We start from the raw sequence: 18,969 nt of genomic DNA on the forward strand, positions 1-18,969 counted from the left end.
TTTTATAACAATTATTGACACACCTACATGGAAACCCTAAATTAATGGCACTCTGCCAACGCCTAGACGACGCATCAACTTTGTTAAGTTAATGGAATGCTGAGTTTCTAAGTTATTTCATTCCTGGTACAACGCATGAAATATGTAGATGACATTACGAAACTCTTTACACGTTTTGGCGCAAACGCAGAGACTTACCAGGAAATACAACCAAACTATAAAGATTTCAAAGACGACCCGGTCATACCTGCGGTGGCTGAGCCAGAACCGCCGGTCGAACCGGTGAAAAATACTGTCCCCTCGCCACCATCGCCCAAGCCCCCTCCCCTGACCGAACCACTTGCGAGTTCTGCTACGGGTGACCGTCAGCGTTTGAGCGACCTGTTGCGAGAACTCAACCAGGTTCGCCGAGACGGTCTGCCAGAAACGATTCACAAGCGGACGAAGGCGAAGGTCATTGCCATCGTTTCAGCGAATGGTGGGGTGGGTAAAAGTACCGTCGCCGCTGGCCTCGCGAAAACCCTTCGGCACCCTGGCGGGCGAGTCATCGCGATTGATCTGGACCCTCAGAACGCGCTGTCCAGCCACTTGGGTATCACCAGGCCGGCTCCCGGGCTGATCCAGCTCAAAGAGCAGGACGCCGACTGGGGCGTTCATCGCCTGCCGGGCTTTAGTGACAGTGAGTGCCTGCCCTTCGGCACTGGCGAGCTGAACGAACGCCGATTGCTCAGGCAGATGCTGCTTGAAGATGCTGACTGGTTGAGCCAGCACCTGGCGTCAATGAACCTCAGCGAAAACGATACCGTGATCCTGGATACGCCTTCGGGCGCGACCGTCTATTCGCAACAGGCACTCGACGCTGCCGATCTGGTGCTGGTGATGACGGTGGCCGACGCGGCCTCCTACCTGGCACTGGACACCATGACCCAGTGGCTGGAAACCAGCCCGCGACGCGCACAGCGGCAGCGGTATGTGCTCAACCAACGGGATGACTCTCGTGCGTTCAGCAGGGACATGGGCGTGCTGTTTCAGCGACGGCTCGGCGCTGACCTGATCGGGACGATTCGCCTCGATCACCAGTTCAACGAGTCGCTGGCCTATGGTCGGGACCTGTTGCAGTACGCACCTGAGAGCATTGGCTGTCAGGACATTCTGTCGCTATCAGGCGCGGTCCATGCCCTGCTTTTCGCGGATGCTTCCAGCCAGCAGGGCACGCTATGACCGTCCAGCTGAATCAGCTACCTGCAAAGACCTGGTGGTTGCAGAAGCTACTGGATAGCTTCCAGGATCGCTTCAGTCAATGGCCCCTGCGTTGGCGCCTGGGCCTGAAAATTTCAGGCGGGCTGATTGCGGCATTGTTGGTGCTGGGTATCCTCACTGCACCGCAGAATCTGTATTCCCAAGCCGTGTTTGCCTCCGTCTGTTTTGCCGCCAGCCTGATCATCCGCAAGCAAACCGGGCGTCTGGCGATCCTGACCCTGATCACCCTCTCGCTGATCGCTTCGTTGCGTTACATGTACTGGCGCCTGTCCGACACCCTGGACTTCGACAACTGGCAGGATGCCGTATTTGGCTACGGGCTGGTGCTGGCAGAACTGTATGCCTTGCTCGTCCTGGTCTTCGGCTATATACAGACCGCCTGGCCGTTGCAACGTAAGCCGCAGTTTCTGCAACAGCCACCCGCTGAATGGCCGACGGTGGATGTGTTCATTCCCACCTATAACGAAGCATTGGGTATCGTCAAACTGGTGGTACTCGCGGCTCAGGCCATTGATTGGCCCGAGGGCAAACTGCGGGTGCACGTGCTCGATGACGGACGCCGGGAGGAATTCAAGGCTTTCTGTCAGCAGATTGGTGTCAACTACATCACCCGCGACAACAATCAACATGCCAAGGCCGGCAACCTCAACGAGGCACTCAAAGTCACCGATGGCGAGTTCATTGCCGTATTCGACGCCGACCACGTACCCACCCGCTCCTTCCTGCAAATCACCATGGGCTGGTTTTTAAAGGACCCGAACCTGGCGTTGCTGCAAACGCCGCACTTTTTCTACTCACCCGATCCGTTCGAAAAAAACCTCGATACCTTTCGCTCGGTACCCAATGAAGGTGAGCTGTTCTACGGCCTGGTGCAGGACGGCAACGACTTGTGGAACGCGGCATTCTTCTGTGGCTCCTGCGCGGTCATCCGGCGGACTCACTTGCTGGAAGTCGGCGGCATCGCCACCGAGACCGTGACCGAAGATGCGCACACGGCACTCAAGCTCAATCGCCGTGGTTTCAACACCGCTTACCTCGCCATTCCACAAGCGGCGGGACTGGCCACCGAAAGCCTTTCCCGACACATCAGCCAGCGCATACGCTGGGCGCGGGGCATGGTGCAGATTTTTCGGACCGACAATCCCTTGTTTGGCAAAGGACTGAACCTGGGGCAGCGCATCTGCTACCTCAACGCCATGATGCATTTTTTCTACAGCCTGCCCCGTCTGGTGTTCTTGACCGCACCATTGGCCTACCTTTTTTTCGACGCGCAGATTTTCCATGCCTCGGCGTTGATGGTCACGGTCTATGTGCTGCCGCATATTTTCCACTCCAGCCTGACCAACTCCAGCATCCAGGGGCGCTTCCGCCATTCCTTCTGGAACGAAGTGTATGAGTCGGTGTTGGCCTGGCACATCATGCGACCGGTACTGCTGGCCCTGATCAGCCCTTCGCTGGGCAAATTCAACGTAACCGACAAGGGCGGCACCGTCGAAAAGGACTATTTCAACTGGAAGCTCGCGCGGCCTTACATCGTCCTGCTGACCTTGAACATGATCGGTCTGGCGATCGGCGTGGTGAAACTGGTCGGGAGTGATTCGGCCGAGGTCACTACCCTGCTGATCAACCTGGTCTGGACCGTGTACAACATCATCATCGTCAGCACCGCCGTGGCGGTGGCCACTGAGTCCTCTCAAGTGCGCAACGAGCCCAGGGTGCCCGCGGATCTGCCCGTGCGCGTCTATCGCGAAGACGGCACATCGTTCGATTGCATAACCCGGGATTTCTCACAAAACGGCGTGGGTCTGGTACTGCCACCGCAGGTTCAGCTCAGCGCCAAAGAGAAGCTGCGGCTGTGCATTCTGCGCACCCCTCCCTCAAGCCTCTTTCCCGCAACAACGATCTTCAGCAACGACAACGTGGCAGGCGTGAAATTCGAGGGTTTGACCCTGCGCCAGCAAAGTGAGCTGGTGCGACTGACCTTTTCACGGGCCGACACCTGGGCCAACACGTGGGGCAACGGGCGCCTCGACGCGCCAATGTCAGCGTTGCGCGAGGTCAGCAGCATTGGCTTGCGCGCCATCCTGCGCTTGTTCGTTGCCACCCTAAAGGACAGCCAGGCGCTGCTGCGCAAACGCCCGGCCACTCCATCACCCATCGACCCCACCGCGGACACGCAACGATCTTGAAGCCTTCCACTCGCCGGACCTTTCCTCCTCGTCGCTCACTCATGCTGCTCGCCTGCTCACTAGTGGGCTGGAGCGACTGGGCGTTGAGTGCTACCACCCCCATCAGTGCCACAGAGCCGGCGGTGATGCCAGTCGCATCGCTGCCCGGGACCGATGCCCCGAGCAACAGCTATACCCGCACCCTCAAGGAGCTGGGCAAAAGCTATTCGATGAACCTTAAAGGCGTGGAGGCTACCGACAGTGTGAACTTCAATGTGCGCGCGGATGAAGTCGTCACGGCTGCGCAGGTCACGCTGCAGTACAGCTATTCACCGGCGCTGCTGGCCGACCTTTCGCAAATCAACGTGCTGATCAACGATCAAGTGGCCGCCAGCCTGCCCCTCCCGAAGGAAGAGGCCGGTAAATTGCAGACCCGGACCGTGCAGATTCCGCCGCAGACCATCACCGAATTCAACCGGCTCAGCCTGCAGTTCATCGGTCACTACACGATGCAATGTGAAGACCCTCTGCACTCCAGCCTGTGGGCCAAGATCGGCAACGATAGCCAGCTGAGCCTCCAGGTGTCCTCGATTAAACAGCCCAACGACCTGTCCGCTCTGCCTCTGCCCTTGTTCGATCGTCGAGACGCTTCGCCCCTGAAGCTGCCCTTCGTGTTCACTGCGCGCCCGGGCGGCCCTGAGCTTGAGGCCGCCGGTATCCTGTCGTCCTGGTTTGGCGCCCTGGCCAGCTACCGCGGCGCAACCTTCCCCGCCAGCCTCACCAGCCTGCCGGCCAAAGGCAACGCCGTGGTGTTTGTCAGCAGTGGCGAATCGACGGCCTTGAGTGGCTTGCCGATCAAAGCGGCCACGGGGCCGACATTGACACTCGTGAGCAACCCGAATGATGCTCAGGGCAAACTGTTGATCGTCTCCGGGCGCGATGGCGCCGATCTCAAGGTCGCCGCGACCGCGCTGGCCCTCGGTGGCTCGGCCTTTTCCGGGCAGAGCGTGGTGATCGACCGGATCGACTCGCTCAAGCCACGCCGACCGTACGACGCGCCTAACTGGCTGCCCTCCGACCGCCCGGTTCGCCTGGGTGAGCTGGCGAAGCCCGCAGAACTCAATGTGTCGGGTTACAACCCGGGACAAATGACGGTTGCGCTGCGCTTGCCACCCGACCTGTTCAACTGGCGTGAGCCTGGCGCGCAACTTGACCTGAAGTACCGCTATACGCCGCAACCGGTCTCCACCAATTCCTCGTTGCTGGTCCACTTCAACGATACCTTCATCAAGTCGATCGATCTGCCTTCGATCGAGAAACTCGGCAGCAGCGACAGCCTGCTGGCGATGCTCAAAACCGACGACAGCCTGGCCCGCACGTCGCGCATGCTGTTGCCGCTCAATTCCGTAGCGCTGCAATCACGCCTGCAATTTCGCTTTATGTATGACTACATCAAACAGGGCGACTGCCGCGACATCATCATCGACAACATGCGCGGTGTGATCGACCCGGACTCGACCCTGGACCTCAGCCAATACGAACACTTCATGGCCATGCCCAACCTCGGGGTGTTCAAGGACAGCGGCTTCCCGTTCACCCGCATGGCCGACCTTTCTGAAACATCGGTGATCCTGCCCAATGAGCCAGGCCCGGCCGATCTGAGCGCCTATCTGACCGTGCTGGGCCGCTTCGGTGACTCCACCGGTTATCCGGCCACCGGCGTAAAGGTGGTCCACGCCGACCAGGTGGCCGAGCAAAGCGACCGGGATCTGCTGGTGCTCGCCTCGGGCAACAATCAGCCGCTGCTGGAGCAATGGCAAAGCCTGCTGCCGGCCAAGGACGAAGCTGCTGCGCAGTACTTTGAACTGTCTGACCTGCCCTTGCGTCTGCGCAACTGGATCAGCCCGGATACGAAAACCAATCTGCGTGAAGCGCGCAGCAGCTTCAGGTTCAGCGCTGACGACGGCAGTGCTTATCTGACTGGATTCGAATCGCCGCTCAAGAGTGGGCGCAGTGTTGTGTTTATCGCCAGCGCAAGGCCCAACGGCTTGGCCGACGTGACCAACGCCCTGCTCAGCAACGAAGAAAACGCCCACGAGTTGCAGGGCAGTCTGGTGGTGGTCAAGGGCAAGCATGTCAAATCGCTGGTCGCCGAACAGGACTACTACGTCGGGAGCCTGGGGCCATTGCGCTATCTGCAGTGGTACCTCTCGCAAAACATAATGGCGCTCATGCTGTTCACGCTCCTCGGGGTCCTGCTGCTTGCTTCGATGACTTACCTGGCCCTGCGCTTACGGGCCAAACGTCGTCTTGGCCAATGAGCTGCGCATGCCTGTGTCGTCCATGAGCAGCCGGGCGGTTTCACTTCGCCAGTGCCTGCGCGGTAACGTGCGCAGGTTGAGCGTTGTGCTTGCGCTCGCCCTGCCGGTGCCTGCGATAGCCGCCACAACTCCCTGTGAGTTGCCGGCCTGGCCACTGTGGCAAACCTACGCAACGCGCTTCGTCCAGGCCGACGGCCGGGTTCTGGAATCGAGCCTGGAGAACAATCACAGCACTTCTGAAGGGCAATCCTACGGCATGCTCTTCGCACTAATCGGCAACGATCAGGCACGCTTTGACAAACTCTGGCGCTGGACATCAGCCAACCTCGCAGGCTCCACCACCGCCACTCGCCTGCCAGGCTGGTTATGGGGGCAAGGCACGGACGGTCAGTGGCGCCTGCAAGACGCCAACTCGGCTGCCGACGCCGACCTGTGGATCGCCTACGCCCTCCTCGAAGCCGCACGCCTGTGGCATCGGCCGGACTATCGCCAGGATGCCCTGCACCTGATGGCGACGATTGAAGCGCAATTGGTCGTCACGCTGCCCGGGCTGGGTCCGATGGTATTGCCTGGACCACAGGGCTTCGTCCTGCCGGATGCTCTCTGGCGCCTGAACCCCAGCTACCTGCCACTGCCACTGTTACGGCGGCTGGCCAAGGAAGCTCCCAACGGCCCCTGGCAAGCGATTGCCAACAACACCGCGACGATGATTGCCCAATCAAGCCACCACGGTTTTGTCGCTGACTGGGTCGGTTATCAAGGCACTTCAGCGCAATCGGGTGTCTTCGTCAGCGACCCGATCAACGGCGACACGGGCAGCTACGATGCCATTCGCGCGTACCTCTGGCTGGGCATGAGTGACGCCTCCGAACCGCTGGCAGCGCTCCTGCTCAAACGGCTGGACGGCATGGCTCGCAGCACTGTCGCGACGGGCTCCCCCCCGGAAACAGTCCGGACTCTCCACGGCAGTGTTCAGGGTCAGAGCCCGTTCGGATTCTGGGCTGCACTGATTCCCTACCTTGAGGCCAAGGGGCATCCCCGGTTGGCCGATCAACAACGCCAGCGCGTGGAGCTCGCCTTGCAAGAGGCGCTGGCCAGGCCTGATGCCGACGCCAGTCCGCCGCGTTACTACAACTTCATGCTTAGCCTGTTCGCGCTCGGCTGGGCAGATAAACATTACCGATTCCGGGAAGACGGAACGCTGAAACTCTCCTGGGAGACCGCATGCACGCGCACCACCGCACGCTAGCCATCGCCGTCATGAGCGCATGGACGGCTGCTGCACACGCTCAAAGTCCGACGCCACAGACGTTACTCGTCGAGCAAGGGCATTACTGGCAGTCGCACAACAACCCTCAACGCGCTACGGAAGTCTGGCAGAAAGTCCTGCTGCTGGACCCGGTCCAGGTTGACGCACTCTATGGCCTGGGCTTGATCGGCGTGCAACAGGGCAAGCCACAACAGGCGCAGCAATACCTCGCCCGCTTGCAAGCCATCCAGCCAACGCCTCGACAGGCCCTGCAATTGGCGCAGGACATCGGCGTGGCCCAACCGCAGAACCAGCAGCGCCTGGAGGAGGCTCGGCGCCTCGTCGATGCCGGTGAGCGTGACAAGGCGACCGCCGTGTTTCGCTCGCTGTTCGATGGCCGCCCACCTCAAGGTACGATCGGCCGCGAGTATTACAACAACCTTGCCTTCAATCAGGCTGACTGGGCTGAAGCACGCAGCGGATTCCAGCGCCTGCAACGTGAGATGCCCAACGACTCGATCGTCGCGCTGTTTTACGCCAAGCATCTGGTCCGTCGTGAAGACAGCCGTGCCGAGGGCATTCGTGCACTGGCCGCGCTGACCCAGCGTACCGACATTGCCGGTGATGCCGACGAAAGCTGGCGCCTGGCACTGACCTGGATCGGTCCGCCCAATCCGGCACAAGTACCGTTGTTCGAGGCGTACCTCAAGACGCATCCGGATGACGTGGAAATCCGCGCGCAGATGAACAAGGGCAAGCAACAGCCGGCAACGACGACCACCAAGGAATGGCAACCGCCCGCCGAAGTCGCGCGCGGCCTGAAGGCGCTCAAAGCAGGCGACCAGGCCACCGCCGAACAGGCGTTTCAAGCACGCTTGAAAACCCAGCCCGATGACGCTGACGCGCTGGGCGGCCTTGGAGTTATTCGCCAGCAGCAACAGCGACTGGCCGAAGCGGAAAAGCTCCTGGGGCAGGCCACGCGACAACACAACGGCAGCCGCTGGCAAGTGGCGCTGAACGAAGTGCGCTACTGGTCTGCGTTGCAGCAGGCCCGCGATGCCCAGGCCAAAGGCCAGACAGCCCAGGCACAGGCCTTGGTGAACCAGGCGCTGCGGCAGAATCCAAACGGGGCGGATGCTCTCCTCGCCCTGGCGGATATTCAGGCCAGCGCGGGCCAGTTCGATGAGGCTCAGCGCAACTATCGGCAAATTTTGAATCTGCGCCGCGACGACCCTCGAGCACAGGAAGGGTTGGTCAATGTGCTGCTCAAGAGCGGCAAGAACGATGAAGCCCTGCAACTGATCAACAGCCTGCCAGCCACCGGACAGGCAAAGACCGGCCAGTCCGCACGCCTGCAAGCCTTGCGCGCGACACAACTGGCCGCCCTCGCCGAACAACGCAACGACCTGCCCGCTGCGCGCAACGCCTTGCAAGACGCGCTGCGCTACGAACCGGACAACGTCTGGACACGTTTCGCCCTGGCCCGCCTGAACCTGGCGATGGGCGAACCGCAAAAGGCTCGGGACCTGATCAACACCATGCTCCAGGCCCACCCCGACAATGCCGATGCGCTTTACGTCAGCGCCTTGCTGTCGGTCCAGATGGGTGAGTGGAAAGCCGCCCAGGCAACCTTGGGACGCTTGCGCCCCGACCAGCGCACCCCGGACATGGAAGCACTGGCCGCTGATGTCAGCCTCAACCTGCAACTCAGCCAGGCGATCGGGTTGGGCAAGCGCGGACAGCGCCAGGAAGCCCTGACCTTGCTCGATCGTACTCAGCCGATGGCCAACAACAGTCCAGATCGCACGGCGAGCCTGGCCTCGGCCTATGTCGAGATCGGCGAGCCGACCCGAGCGCTGGCCCTCATGCGCGGCCAGTTGCAACACACCGCTGCGCCCTCGGCGGACTTCATCCTGCAATACGCCTCGGTCCTGCTTGAGTCCGGGGAAGACGCCCAGGTCAACGAGATTCTGCGCGACCTTCAGAACAAGCCCTTGAACGCACCGACTCGCAAGCGTTTCGACGACCTGCTCCATCTCTATCGCATCCGCCAGGCTGACCATCTACGCGAACAAGGCAATCTGGCCAGCGCGTATGACACGCTGGCGCCCGCGCTGGCGCAACGTCCCGGTGACAGCGCCGCCGTCGCGGCGCTGGCACGAATGTATTCGGCCAACGGCGACACGGCAAAAGCCCTCGAACTCTACAAGCCGCTGTTACAACGTCAGCCAAACGACCCACAACTGCTGTTGGGTGCCGCCGACGCGGCGGTGTTGGCACATGACACAGGCTTTGCCGAACAGGTACTGCAACAGCTGCTCAAGACCGAATCCGGTAACCCTCAAACGCTGACCGAGGCCGCCCGCCTTTACCAGAACATGGGCAAGACCGGCACGGCGACCGATCTGCTGCGCAAGGCAGTGGCCATCGAACAGAGCGAGAAACGCAGAAGCCAGAGCGGCCAACTGGCCGGTTCGACGGTGGCACCCAACCCTTTTGCGGGGGTGTCGGGGCCACGTAGCGAGGTCAGTCGCGACACCTTGCTGGCAGCGATCCCGCCACCGGCTCAGGAAATGCCGGGCAGCGTGAGGTCTACCTCCCCTTTTGGCATCGACGCCCTGCCAAGGCCCCAGCAGGCGAGCAATCCATTCGAGTCGCAGCTGCCGCGCGCAGCGCTGGTGAGTGAAGACATCAGCCCCGCACAACTGGCGCTGAATAAAATCCTTCAGGAGCGCAGTGCCTACGTCACCCAGGGCGTGAGCATTCGCAGCAACAACAGTGAGTCGGGGTTGAGCAAACTGACCGATATTGAAACGCCGCTGGAAATCAATATCCCGCTGGATGAAAGCCGCGTCGCCCTGCGCGTGACACCGGTCTCGCTGAACGCCGGCAGTGCCAGCGGCGAAGCACTGCAGCGCTTCGGTAGCGGTGCGCAGAGCGAAGGCGCCGGCTCGCAAAAAGCCGAGGGTGTCGGTCTTTCCGTCGCTATCCAACGGCCCGCGGAAGGGCTCAAGGCCGATCTCGGCACCACCCCGCTCGGCTTCAAATACTCCACCGCCACGGGCGGCATCAGCGTTGATCGCCCCATAAGCGACTCCTCTAATGTCCGCTACGGGGTGAGCGTTTCCCGGCGTCCGGTGACTGACAGCGTCACCTCGTTTGCCGGCACCACGGACAAACGCAGCGGGCAGTCCTGGGGCGGTGTGACCGCCAACGGCGGGCGCGGCCAGTTGAGCTATGACGACAGTGAAGTCGGCGCCTATGGCTACGCCTCCTGGCACCAGCTATTGGGCAACCATGTCGAATCCAACAGCCGCAGTGAACTGGGCAGCGGCATCTACTGGTACCTGCAAAATGCAACGGACAGCAAGCTGACCGTCGGCCTGAGCATGACCGGCATCAGCTACGCGAACAATCAGGACTATTTCACCTATGGCCACGGCGGCTATTTCAGTCCGCAGACGTTCTTCGCCCTGGGCGTACCGGTGACCTGGGCACAACGCACCGGGCGCTTGACGTATCAAGTCAAGGGCTCGGTCGGCGTGCAGCATTTCGAGCAAGACAGTGTCGACTATTTCCCGACCGACAAAGCCCTGCAGGCGGCCTCGGGCCTGCGTTACGCCGGGCAAAACAAAACCGGGATCGGCTACAGCGTCGCCGCAGCGGCTGAATACAAGGTCGCTTCGAACTTCCTGCTGGGCGCCAATCTGGGCCTGGACAACGCCCACGACTACCAACAATTCAGCGGCGCCCTGTCTTTGCGTTACCTGTTCGAGGACATCAGCGGCCCCATGAGCTTGCCGGTCAGTCCGTACGCCTCACCTTATTCCAACTGATCATTCTGGAGTTTCCGATGCCCACTTCTGCCCTTGCCGGCCTGACGCTCCTTGTTCTTGGGGAGAGCCATATGAGCCTCGCGGACCATTTGCTGGAGCCGCTGCACGACAACCTGACTCGCCAAGGCGCCCTGGTTCACTCCATCGGTGCCTGTGGCGCCAGCGCCGGCGACTGGCTGATCAGTAAAAAGGTCGACTGCGGTGCCGAGCGCAAAGGCAACGACAAGATGGTGATCAAGGGTCGTGACGCCACCACCACACCGATCCAGGACCTGATCGCCGCCGACAAGCCCGACCTGGTGGTACTGATCATCGGCGACACCATGGCGTCCTACGACAAGCCCGTGTTTCCGAAGGCCTGGGCATGGCAAAGCGTCACCGGCCTGGCCAAGGCCATCGCGGCCACCGGGACCCGTTGCGCCTGGGTGGGCCCGGCCTGGGGCAAAGCCGGTGGCATGTACCAGAAGAATGATGCCCGCACCCAGTTGATGTCGCAGTTTTTAGCCGCGAACGTGGCGCCTTGCACCTACATCGATTCGCTGACGTTCTCCAAACCCGGGCAGTGGATCACCACCGATGGGCAGCACTTTACCGTTGCCGGTTATCAAGCCTGGGGCACTGCGATTGGTGGTGCGTTGGCCAAGTTGCCCGCCGACACCGTCAGCAGCACAGGAGCCGGCAAATGACTCGATCCGCATGTGGCTGGGCGCTGTTCGCGCCCTTGATGCTGAGCCTGCACGCCCAGGCCGCCGACATTGCCCTGTACCCGACGGGCCCGGATCAGGACTCGGCCTTCTTGCGCTTTATCAACGCCGCCGACCGCCCCTTGCAGCTGCTGGCCGAAGGCTCGCGGGCCAGCCTCAGGCTCGAGGGTTCGAATGCCGTGTCCGACTACCTGCCCGTGCCCGCCAACCAACCGATCAAGGGCACCCTGGAACGCAACGGCAAAAGCCAGCCGCTGGACATCCAGGTGGCAGCAGGCGAATTCGCCAGTGTGATCGCTTTGCCAGATAGCGCTCAAGGTATCCGTCAGGTCGTCATCCGTGAGCAACCCGACGATTTCAATAGCCTGAGAGCCTCGCTGGCGTTTATCAGCGCCGATCCAGCGTGCACCCAGGCCGGTTTGCGTGCTGCGGGGAAAAATACCGACCTGTTCAAGGAGGTGGCCGACGGCAGCGTGCAACGCCGAGCGATCAACCCGGTCACCCTATCGGTTCAATTGGTCTGCGCCCAAACCAATGTCGGTGCGCCACTCGACCTCGGCCAGCTCAAGGCCGGCGAGCGCTACAGCGTTGTGCTGCTGCCTGGTGCAAATGGCCCGCACCTGTTGCTCGCGACTGACGTCCTGGCCCACTGATCGGATCGCGCCACCACCATGGTTTTTGCCTCTCTCGAGTTTCTGACGTTGTTCCTGCCGCTGTTCTTGTGCAGCTATGCAGTGTGCCCAGCCGCCTGGCGCAATGTCACGTTACTGATCGGCAGCTGGCTGTTCTATGGCTGGTTGAGCCCTCGGTTCCTCGCAGTGCATGTGGTGCTGACGATCACGGCGTGGGCCGGCGGCTTGCTGATTGACGCCTTGCGGGAAAAAGACAAGGGTCGCGTGCGGCTACTCGTGACATTGATCGTGCTCAACACGGCGGTGCTGTGCTGGTACAAGTACGCCAACATCGTCGCCGGTACGTTGATCGATGCCCTTGCCTGGTCTGGCGCCATGCCGCTGGACTGGCAGCGAGTCATCATGCCGGCCGGGCTATCGTTTATCGTCTTGCAGGCGATTTCCTATCTGGTGGATGTACACCGCCGCACCGTGCCGGCCGAACGCAGCTTCATTAATTACGCCACCTATATTTCGATGTTCGGCCATTCGGTCGCCGGTCCCATCATTCGCTATGACTGGGTTCGGCGTGAGCTGAATCAGCGTCACTTCAACTGGCAGAATTTCTCGCTGGGCGCACGCCGGTTCATGGTCGGGATGAGCATGAAGGTCCTGGTGGCCGACACCCTGTCGCCGGTGGTCGATGTGGCGTTCAATGTGCAGAACCCAAGTTTCTCTGACGCCTGGATCGGCTGCCTTGCCTACTCCTTGCAACTGTTCTTCGACTTCGCCGGCTACAGCGCCATGGCCATTGGTCTTGGATTGATGCTGGGCTTCCACTTTCCCGAGAACTTCAACCGTCCCTATCTGGCCAACAGCATCCAGGACTTCTGGCGCCGCTGGCATTTGTCGCTGTCCAGCTGGCTGCGTGACTATCTGTATATTTCGCTGGGTGGTAATCGCAACGGCACCTGGAAAACCTATCGCAACCTGTTCCTGATCATGGCCATCGCCGGCCTCTGGCACGGTGGCGATAGCTGGAATTATCTGCTGTGGGGCAGCGCCCATGGTATTGCGTTGTGTGTGAATCGTGTCTGGAACAGCTCTACCCTGCCCCCGTTACAGCCAGTGTTTTCCCATGGGCTGACCCTGCTGTTCGTCTGCCTGGCCTGGACACTGTTCCGCGCCCCCGACTTTCATAGCGCGCTGAGCCTGTATGCCGGACAGTTCGGCTTGCAGGGCATTGCCCTCGGTGACGAACTGTCCGCGACCCTACGCCCGGTACACGGCCTTGCGGGTTTGCTGGGGGTGTTCGGTGTCGTTGCACCGTTGTTGCACCCTTACTGTGAGAAACGACTGGGCGGCCTATTGCTCCACACCACCGCCCTTTGGCCCATCGCCGGTTTCATGCTGTCGTTCGCACTGATCGCCAGTCGCGAAACCGTACCCTTCCTGTACTTCCAATTCTGATGACAACCCTAAAGCCTCCCCCGCTCCCTACTCAGCCAGATGATTTGGCGATTCGCAGCAGTCGGTTGGCAGGCGTGGCGCTGCTGATATTCCTGTTCGTCGGACTGCTGTCCTCTGGCCATCTGATCGTTTCAGGGCAGATCTCACTGTTACCCGGTGAAGTGCAGACCTCGCAGATTCTTGACGGCGATATCACTCATCGACTCGCCAAGGAACTGTCGAACGCTCACCTCCCCACGACCTTCGCCAAGCTGGAGCGCGGAGTCAGTTGGCTGCTCCTCAGTGACACCGGGCCGAGGGTTCACTCAGGTTGTCCTGGCTGGTTGTTTTTGGCCGATGAGCTCAAGGTTAATCATCAAGCGCAGCGCAATGCCGATGCCAAAGCCCAGGCCGTGATTGACCTGAAGCAGCAGCTCTCCCAGCGTGGTATCAGCCTGCTGGTGGTCATCGTTCCAGACAAGAGCCGCATCGCTTCCGAGCAGCGTTGCACACTGCACCGCCCAGCTGCTCTCGAAGGACGCATCCAGGCCTGGACCTCAAAGCTGGATGCGGGCGGCGTGTCGAATCTGGACCTCACCGCTGCGCTGACGCCACTGGGGGCCAGTGCCTGGTTGCGCACCGATACGCACTGGAGCGAATCCGGCGCGAAAACGGCGGCCGATGCCATCACACAGCGCCTGAAGACCCTGGGCATCAGCGCCACGCCAAGCAGGTCGTTCAATGAACGTCATGCCCCGCTCGCGGTTCGACCTGGCGATCTGGTCCATCTGGCGGGAATCGACTGGCTGCCGCTCAAATGGCAACCCGCACCCGACATGGTCGCCCAAACCAGCACCCACGAACTTCCCGTTACGTCGGCCGCCAACCCTGACACTGAGGCAGACCTTTTTGGCGATGCCGACCTCCCCAACACCGCGCTCATCGGCACTTCATTCTCACGCAACTCCAACTTCGCAGGGTTTCTGCAGCAGGCACTGGGCGCCCCCGTGGGTAACTTCGCCAAAGACGGTGGAGCGTTCTCTGGCGCTGCAAACAGCTACCTCAACAACCCGGCTTCCAAAGAAACGCCGCCAAAGCAAATCATCTGGGAAATCCCGGAGCGGGACCTGCAATCGGCGTACGTCGACCCCATTGCCTATCGCTCTTTGCGGTAGGCAATCACACCTGGCTGAAGGCAATCTTCGCCAGCTCGCCCCGTGTGTTCAGGGGCATTTCTCTCGATTGTTACCGTATTCGCAACAGTGTTTCTCCTTTCCGGCAAATGACAATTTGTCGCAGGGCTCGCTTTTTTTGATATCTTTGCGCAATTAACCAAATAGTTAACAACTATTTTCAGACTTGCCTTCACTGCTCTTAACCCTCCCCACAAACGTTCATGCGTCAGTAGGATCATGCAACATGACTAAGTCTCGACCTTCGGCATCCGTCAGCCGCTGGCCCATCTGGGTCGTCGCCTTCGGTGTGCTGGTATTTGGATTATTCTTCGCAACCGGTGGTGGCTACCTCGCCACGCTGGGTGGCAGCTGGTACTTCCTGCTCGCCGGTTTCGGTTTGATCGTCTCTGCGGTACTGCTCTTCAAGCAGCGTCTGCAGGGTGCCTGGCTGTTCGCGGCGGTGATGGTGCTGACCGTGATTTGGGCGCTGGCGGATGTCGGACTGAACTTCTGGCCACTGATCTCTCGCTTGTTCGCCCTGGGCGTGCTGAGCCTGTTGGTGGCATTGGTCTACCCCCATCTGCGCAAGGCCAATAGCCTGGCCAGCGGTCGCAGTGGCTACGCTCTGAGCGGTGTGCTGGCAGTCGCCATCGTTGCAGGTGGTGCCGGTATGTTCGTACCCCATGCCCCTGTTTCGCCGACCGGTGACGGCCCTGGCCTGACCACGGTCGACCCTGCCAAGGCCCAGAAAAACTGGGAACACTACGGTAACGACGAAGGCGGCGGCCGCTTCGCCGCTCTGGACCAGATCAACCGTAGCAACGTCTCGAAGCTGGTGCCGGCATGGACCTACAATACCGGGGACATCGCGATCAGCGACGGCAATGGCGCCGAAGATCAGATGACACCGTTGCAGGTTGGCGACAAGGTGTTCATCTGCACCCCGCACAACAACCTCATCGCACTGGATGCCGATACCGGTAAACAGCTGTGGAAGAACGAGATCAACGCCAAGACCCGTGTTTGGCAGCGTTGCCGCGGTATCGCCTACTTCGACGCTACCGCTGCGCTCGCCCAGCCTGCTGACGGCAGCACACCTGTCAAACCCGTGTCGATACCGGCCGGCGCCAACTGCCAGCGCCGTCTGCTGACCAACACCATCGATGCGCGCCTGATTGCAGTGGACGCCGATACAGGGGAGTTCTGCCAGGGCTTCGGTAACAACGGCCAGGTTGATCTGAAAGCAGGTCTTGGCGACGTCCCTGATTCCTATTACCAGCTGTCATCGGCACCGCTGATGGCCGGGACCACCGTGGTTGTCGGCGGCCGTGTCGCCGACAACGTCCAAACCGACATGCCAGGTGGCGTGATCCGTGGTTTCGACGTCGTCACCGGCGAGATGCGCTGGGCATTCGACCCGGGCAACCCCGAAGACAAGCAGGCTCCGGCGGCCGGCAGCACCTACGTGCGCAGCACGCCCAACAGCTGGGCACCGATGTCCTACGACCCGGCAATGAACACCGTGTTCTTGCCGATGGGCAGTTCGTCCACCGACATCTACGGTGTGGAACGTACGGCACTGAACCACAAGTACGGCGCTTCCGTTCTTGCACTGAACGCAACAACCGGCGAAGAAAAGTGGGTCTACCAAACCGTCCACAACGACCTGTGGGATTTCGACCTGCCCATGCAGCCAAGCCTGATCGACTTCACCAAAGCCGACGGCAGCAAGGTGCCCGCCGTAGTGATCGGCACCAAAGCCGGCCAGATCTTCGTGCTTGATCGCGCCACCGGCAAGCCGCTGACCAAGGTTGAAGAGGTTCCGGTCAAAACCTCGAACATCCCGAACGAGCCTTACTCGCTGACTCAGCCGAAATCGGTGGGCATGCCAGCGATCGGCGCGCAAACGCTGACCGAGTCGGACATGTGGGGGGCAACGCCGTTCGATCAACTGCTCTGCCGTATCTCGTTCAAGAAAATGCGTTACGACGGGCTGTACACCGCACCAGGCACCGATATCTCGCTGAGCTTCCCGGGCTCGCTGGGAGGGATGAACTGGGGTGGTATCTCGACTGACCCGGTACACGGTTTTATCTTCGTCAACGACATGCGTCTGGGCCTGTGGATCCAGATGATTGCGGCGCAGAAAGATGCCAAGACCTCTTCCGGTGGTGAAGCACTGAACACCGGCATGGGCGCAGTACCGCTCAAAGGCACCCCGTATGCAGTGAACAAGAACCGCTTCCTGTCGGTTGCCGGCATCCCTTGCCAGGCACCGCCTTTTGGCACACTGACCGCGATCGACATGAAAACCCAGAAAGTCGCGTGGCAAGTGCCGGTCGGCACCGTCCAGGACACTGGCCCATTGGGTATCAAGATGCATCTGCCGTTGCCGATCGGCATGCCGACGCTGGGTGGTACGCTCTCCACCCAGGGCGGCCTGGTGTTCATCGCCGGTACACAGGACTACTACCTGCGCGCCTTCAACTCCGCCAACGGACAAGAGGCCTGGAAAGCCCGGCTACCCGTGGGCAGCCAGGGTGGCCCGATGACGTATGTGTCGCCGAAAACAGGCAAGCAGTACGTTGTCATCACCGCGGGTGGTGCGCGTCAGTCGCCCGATCGCGGCGATTATGTGATCGCTTACGCGCTGCCTGATAGCAAGTAACCTGTAACAACAAAAAGCCGCTGCCGCCCTGTGAGGGTGGCAGCGGCTTTTTGTTGTCTGCACGCTTGGCCCGTTGAACTCGCTGGCTCGGCGCGAAGCGGGTTTTAAAAATCGAAGAACACCGTTTCACCCTCCCCCTGAATACGTATGTCGAAACGATAAGCCGCCTTGCCATCCACCTCGCAACGCTGCGCTATCAGCGTTTCTCGACGCTGCGGTTGCTCGATCAGATTAAGCACCGGGCACGTCGCGTTGGCTTGTGGCTCATCGGCAAAGTACAGCCGGGTTTGCAGGTGAATATTGATCCCGCGGGCAAACAGCGACACATTGATGTGCGGCGCCATCGGCACCCCGGCGGCATTGTTCACCACGCCCGGCTTGATGGTATTGAGTGTCCACTCCCCCGCATCGAAGGTGGTGGCGGTTCGGCCGAAGCTGTTGAAGGTTTTTTCCGAGTCAAAGACCGGGTCGTAAACCCCTTCATGATTGGCCTGCCAAAACTCCAGAAACGAGTCTCGTACCAGGTGACCGTTGCCGTCATAGACATGACCGATCAGCAGAATCTGTTCGCCCTCGGCACCCGGCTTGGCCATCTGATTCCAGATTTCTTCCGGCCGTGTCGGGTTGCCGGCAGCCTCTAGGGCCAGACCGATATGCACATAGGGGCCGGCCGTTTGCGAAGGGGTTTCGGGTAGCAGTTCGATAGGCATGGACGGACTCCTCAGCAGTTTTCGAAGTGGGTCTTGCGCTGGCCGCGCAGCACGATGTCGAAGCGATAGGCCAGGCAATCCATCGGATTGGCATTACCCATGTCGAGCCGGGCGATCAGGCTCTGTACCGCCTCTGGATTGGCGATCGACTTGACGATCGGGCACATCGGGATCAGTGGATCGCCTTCGAAATACAGCTGGGTGATCAGGCGCGTGGCGATCGATGGTCCGCTGATGGAAAAATGGATGTGCGCCGGGCGCCAGTCATTCGGACCGTTGCGCCAAGGATACGGACCGGGTTTCACGGTGCGGAAGCTGTAGTAGCCGTCACGGTCGGTCAGAGCCCGGCCGACACCACCGAAATTTGGGTCCAGTGGTGCCAGGTAGCGATCATTCTTGTGCCGGTAGCGACCACCGGCGTTGGCCTGCCACATCTCCACCAGGGTATGCGGGATGGGCTTGCCATATTGATCACAGACCCGGCCGGAAACGATGATCCTCTCGCCCACCGGCAGCCCACCATTATTGAAGTTGAGTAGCAGGTCGTTATCGAACCGCCCCATCTTCAGGAGAGAGAAATCCGGGCCGCTGGTTTCGCTGGCCGACTGGGGGATGCTCACCAAGGCTTGGCGTGGAGAACGGGCGACAGAGGTTTTGTAATCAGGGGTCAGGGCTTTGGGGTGCCAATTACGGTCACGAATAACGAAACGACTGCTGTCTGCATCAGACATGTCGATCTCCTGTTGTTTGATTTATGGAGCACTACCTGCGCAGTTTCAAACAACAGAAGGCTGGGGAATATTGAAAAGCCACCCTCA

12 protein-coding genes are annotated in these 18,969 nt (G+C 60.6%); 10 read left to right on the plus strand and 2 right to left on the minus strand.

The window, feature by feature from the left end:
* The first annotated feature begins 135 nt into the window (after positions 1–135).
* The 10 genes from bcsQ to AC1DQM_RS04635 all read left to right on the plus strand — a co-directional run bounded on the left by bcsQ (position 136) and on the right by AC1DQM_RS04635 (position 17,441).
* Positions 136–1,221 (plus strand): cellulose biosynthesis protein BcsQ, encoded by a 1,086-nt coding sequence (gene bcsQ / locus AC1DQM_RS04590; protein ID WP_138867390.1) that lies wholly within the window; start codon positions 136–138, stop codon positions 1,219–1,221.
* Positions 1,218–3,449: a UDP-forming cellulose synthase catalytic subunit gene (bcsA, locus tag AC1DQM_RS04595; protein ID WP_138867389.1), complete on the plus strand. Its 2,232-nt coding sequence runs from the start codon at positions 1,218–1,220 to the stop codon at positions 3,447–3,449. Before bcsQ ends, bcsA begins: the two co-directional genes overlap by 4 nt.
* Complete coding sequence (bcsB, locus tag AC1DQM_RS04600) at positions 3,446–5,749, plus strand: cellulose biosynthesis cyclic di-GMP-binding regulatory protein BcsB (protein ID WP_225602733.1); 2,304 nt, start codon at positions 3,446–3,448, stop codon at positions 5,747–5,749. The genes bcsA and bcsB overlap by 4 nt, the downstream gene beginning before the upstream one ends.
* Before the next feature lie 7 nt (positions 5,750–5,756).
* Entirely contained in the window at positions 5,757–6,998 is a 1,242-nt protein-coding gene (gene bcsZ, locus AC1DQM_RS04605) for a cellulose synthase complex periplasmic endoglucanase BcsZ (RefSeq protein WP_138867387.1), read from the plus strand.
* The gene (locus AC1DQM_RS04610) at positions 6,974–10,834 is read left to right on the plus strand and encodes a cellulose biosynthesis protein BcsC (protein WP_138867386.1); all 3,861 of its coding nucleotides are present in this window, start codon (positions 6,974–6,976) and stop codon (positions 10,832–10,834) included. Before bcsZ ends, AC1DQM_RS04610 begins: the two co-directional genes overlap by 25 nt.
* Before the next feature lie 17 nt (positions 10,835–10,851).
* Positions 10,852–11,520: an SGNH/GDSL hydrolase family protein gene (locus AC1DQM_RS04615; protein WP_138867385.1), complete on the plus strand. Its 669-nt coding sequence runs from the start codon at positions 10,852–10,854 to the stop codon at positions 11,518–11,520.
* A complete protein-coding gene (locus AC1DQM_RS04620) occupies positions 11,517–12,191 on the plus strand; it encodes an alginate O-acetyltransferase AlgF (RefSeq protein WP_018927935.1) in 675 nt (224 codons plus the stop codon). Before AC1DQM_RS04615 ends, AC1DQM_RS04620 begins: the two co-directional genes overlap by 4 nt.
* Positions 12,192–12,209: 18 nt before the next feature.
* On the plus strand, positions 12,210–13,619 hold the full coding sequence (locus tag AC1DQM_RS04625) for an MBOAT family O-acyltransferase (protein ID WP_028940804.1): 1,410 nt from the start codon (positions 12,210–12,212) through the stop codon (positions 13,617–13,619).
* Complete coding sequence (locus tag AC1DQM_RS04630; protein ID WP_168206164.1) at positions 13,619–14,773, plus strand: alginate O-acetyltransferase AlgX-related protein; 1,155 nt, start codon at positions 13,619–13,621, stop codon at positions 14,771–14,773. The genes AC1DQM_RS04625 and AC1DQM_RS04630 overlap by 1 nt, the downstream gene beginning before the upstream one ends.
* Positions 14,774–15,017: 244 nt before the next feature.
* Complete coding sequence (locus tag AC1DQM_RS04635; protein WP_138867383.1) at positions 15,018–17,441, plus strand: glucose/quinate/shikimate family membrane-bound PQQ-dependent dehydrogenase; 2,424 nt, start codon at positions 15,018–15,020, stop codon at positions 17,439–17,441.
* Positions 17,442–17,545: 104 nt separating this feature from the next.
* Here the strand turns inward: AC1DQM_RS04635 and pcaG are convergent, their stop codons facing one another.
* Positions 17,546–18,151: a protocatechuate 3,4-dioxygenase subunit alpha gene (pcaG, locus tag AC1DQM_RS04640; protein ID WP_018927931.1), complete on the minus strand. Its 606-nt coding sequence runs from the start codon at positions 18,149–18,151 to the stop codon at positions 17,546–17,548.
* A gap of 11 nt (positions 18,152–18,162) precedes the next feature.
* Positions 18,163–18,882 carry a protocatechuate 3,4-dioxygenase subunit beta gene (gene pcaH, locus AC1DQM_RS04645; protein WP_138867382.1) on the minus strand — a complete coding sequence of 240 codons (720 nt, stop codon included), beginning with the start codon at positions 18,880–18,882 and terminating at the stop codon, positions 18,163–18,165.
* Positions 18,883–18,969: the final 87 nt, after the last annotated feature.

It is taken from the genome of Pseudomonas sp. 01L34 (assembly GCF_056400265.1).

Coding starts and splice junctions, on each gene's coding strand:
- bcsQ (WP_138867390.1), top strand. CDS start 136: ATGAAATATGTAGATGACATTACGAAACTCTTTACACGTTTTGGCGCA.
- bcsA (WP_138867389.1), top strand. CDS start 1,218: ATGACCGTCCAGCTGAATCAGCTACCTGCAAAGACCTGGTGGTTGCAG.
- bcsZ (WP_138867387.1), top strand. CDS start 5,757: ATGCCTGTGTCGTCCATGAGCAGCCGGGCGGTTTCACTTCGCCAGTGC.
- AC1DQM_RS04610 (WP_138867386.1), top strand. CDS start 6,974: ATGCACGCGCACCACCGCACGCTAGCCATCGCCGTCATGAGCGCATGG.
- AC1DQM_RS04615 (WP_138867385.1), top strand. CDS start 10,852: ATGCCCACTTCTGCCCTTGCCGGCCTGACGCTCCTTGTTCTTGGGGAG.
- AC1DQM_RS04620 (WP_018927935.1), top strand. CDS start 11,517: ATGACTCGATCCGCATGTGGCTGGGCGCTGTTCGCGCCCTTGATGCTG.
- AC1DQM_RS04625 (WP_028940804.1), top strand. CDS start 12,210: ATGGTTTTTGCCTCTCTCGAGTTTCTGACGTTGTTCCTGCCGCTGTTC.
- AC1DQM_RS04630 (WP_168206164.1), top strand. CDS start 13,619: ATGACAACCCTAAAGCCTCCCCCGCTCCCTACTCAGCCAGATGATTTG.
- AC1DQM_RS04635 (WP_138867383.1), top strand. CDS start 15,018: ATGACTAAGTCTCGACCTTCGGCATCCGTCAGCCGCTGGCCCATCTGG.
- pcaG (WP_018927931.1), bottom strand. CDS start 18,151: ATGCCTATCGAACTGCTACCCGAAACCCCTTCGCAAACGGCCGGCCCC.
- pcaH (WP_138867382.1), bottom strand. CDS start 18,882: ATGTCTGATGCAGACAGCAGTCGTTTCGTTATTCGTGACCGTAATTGG.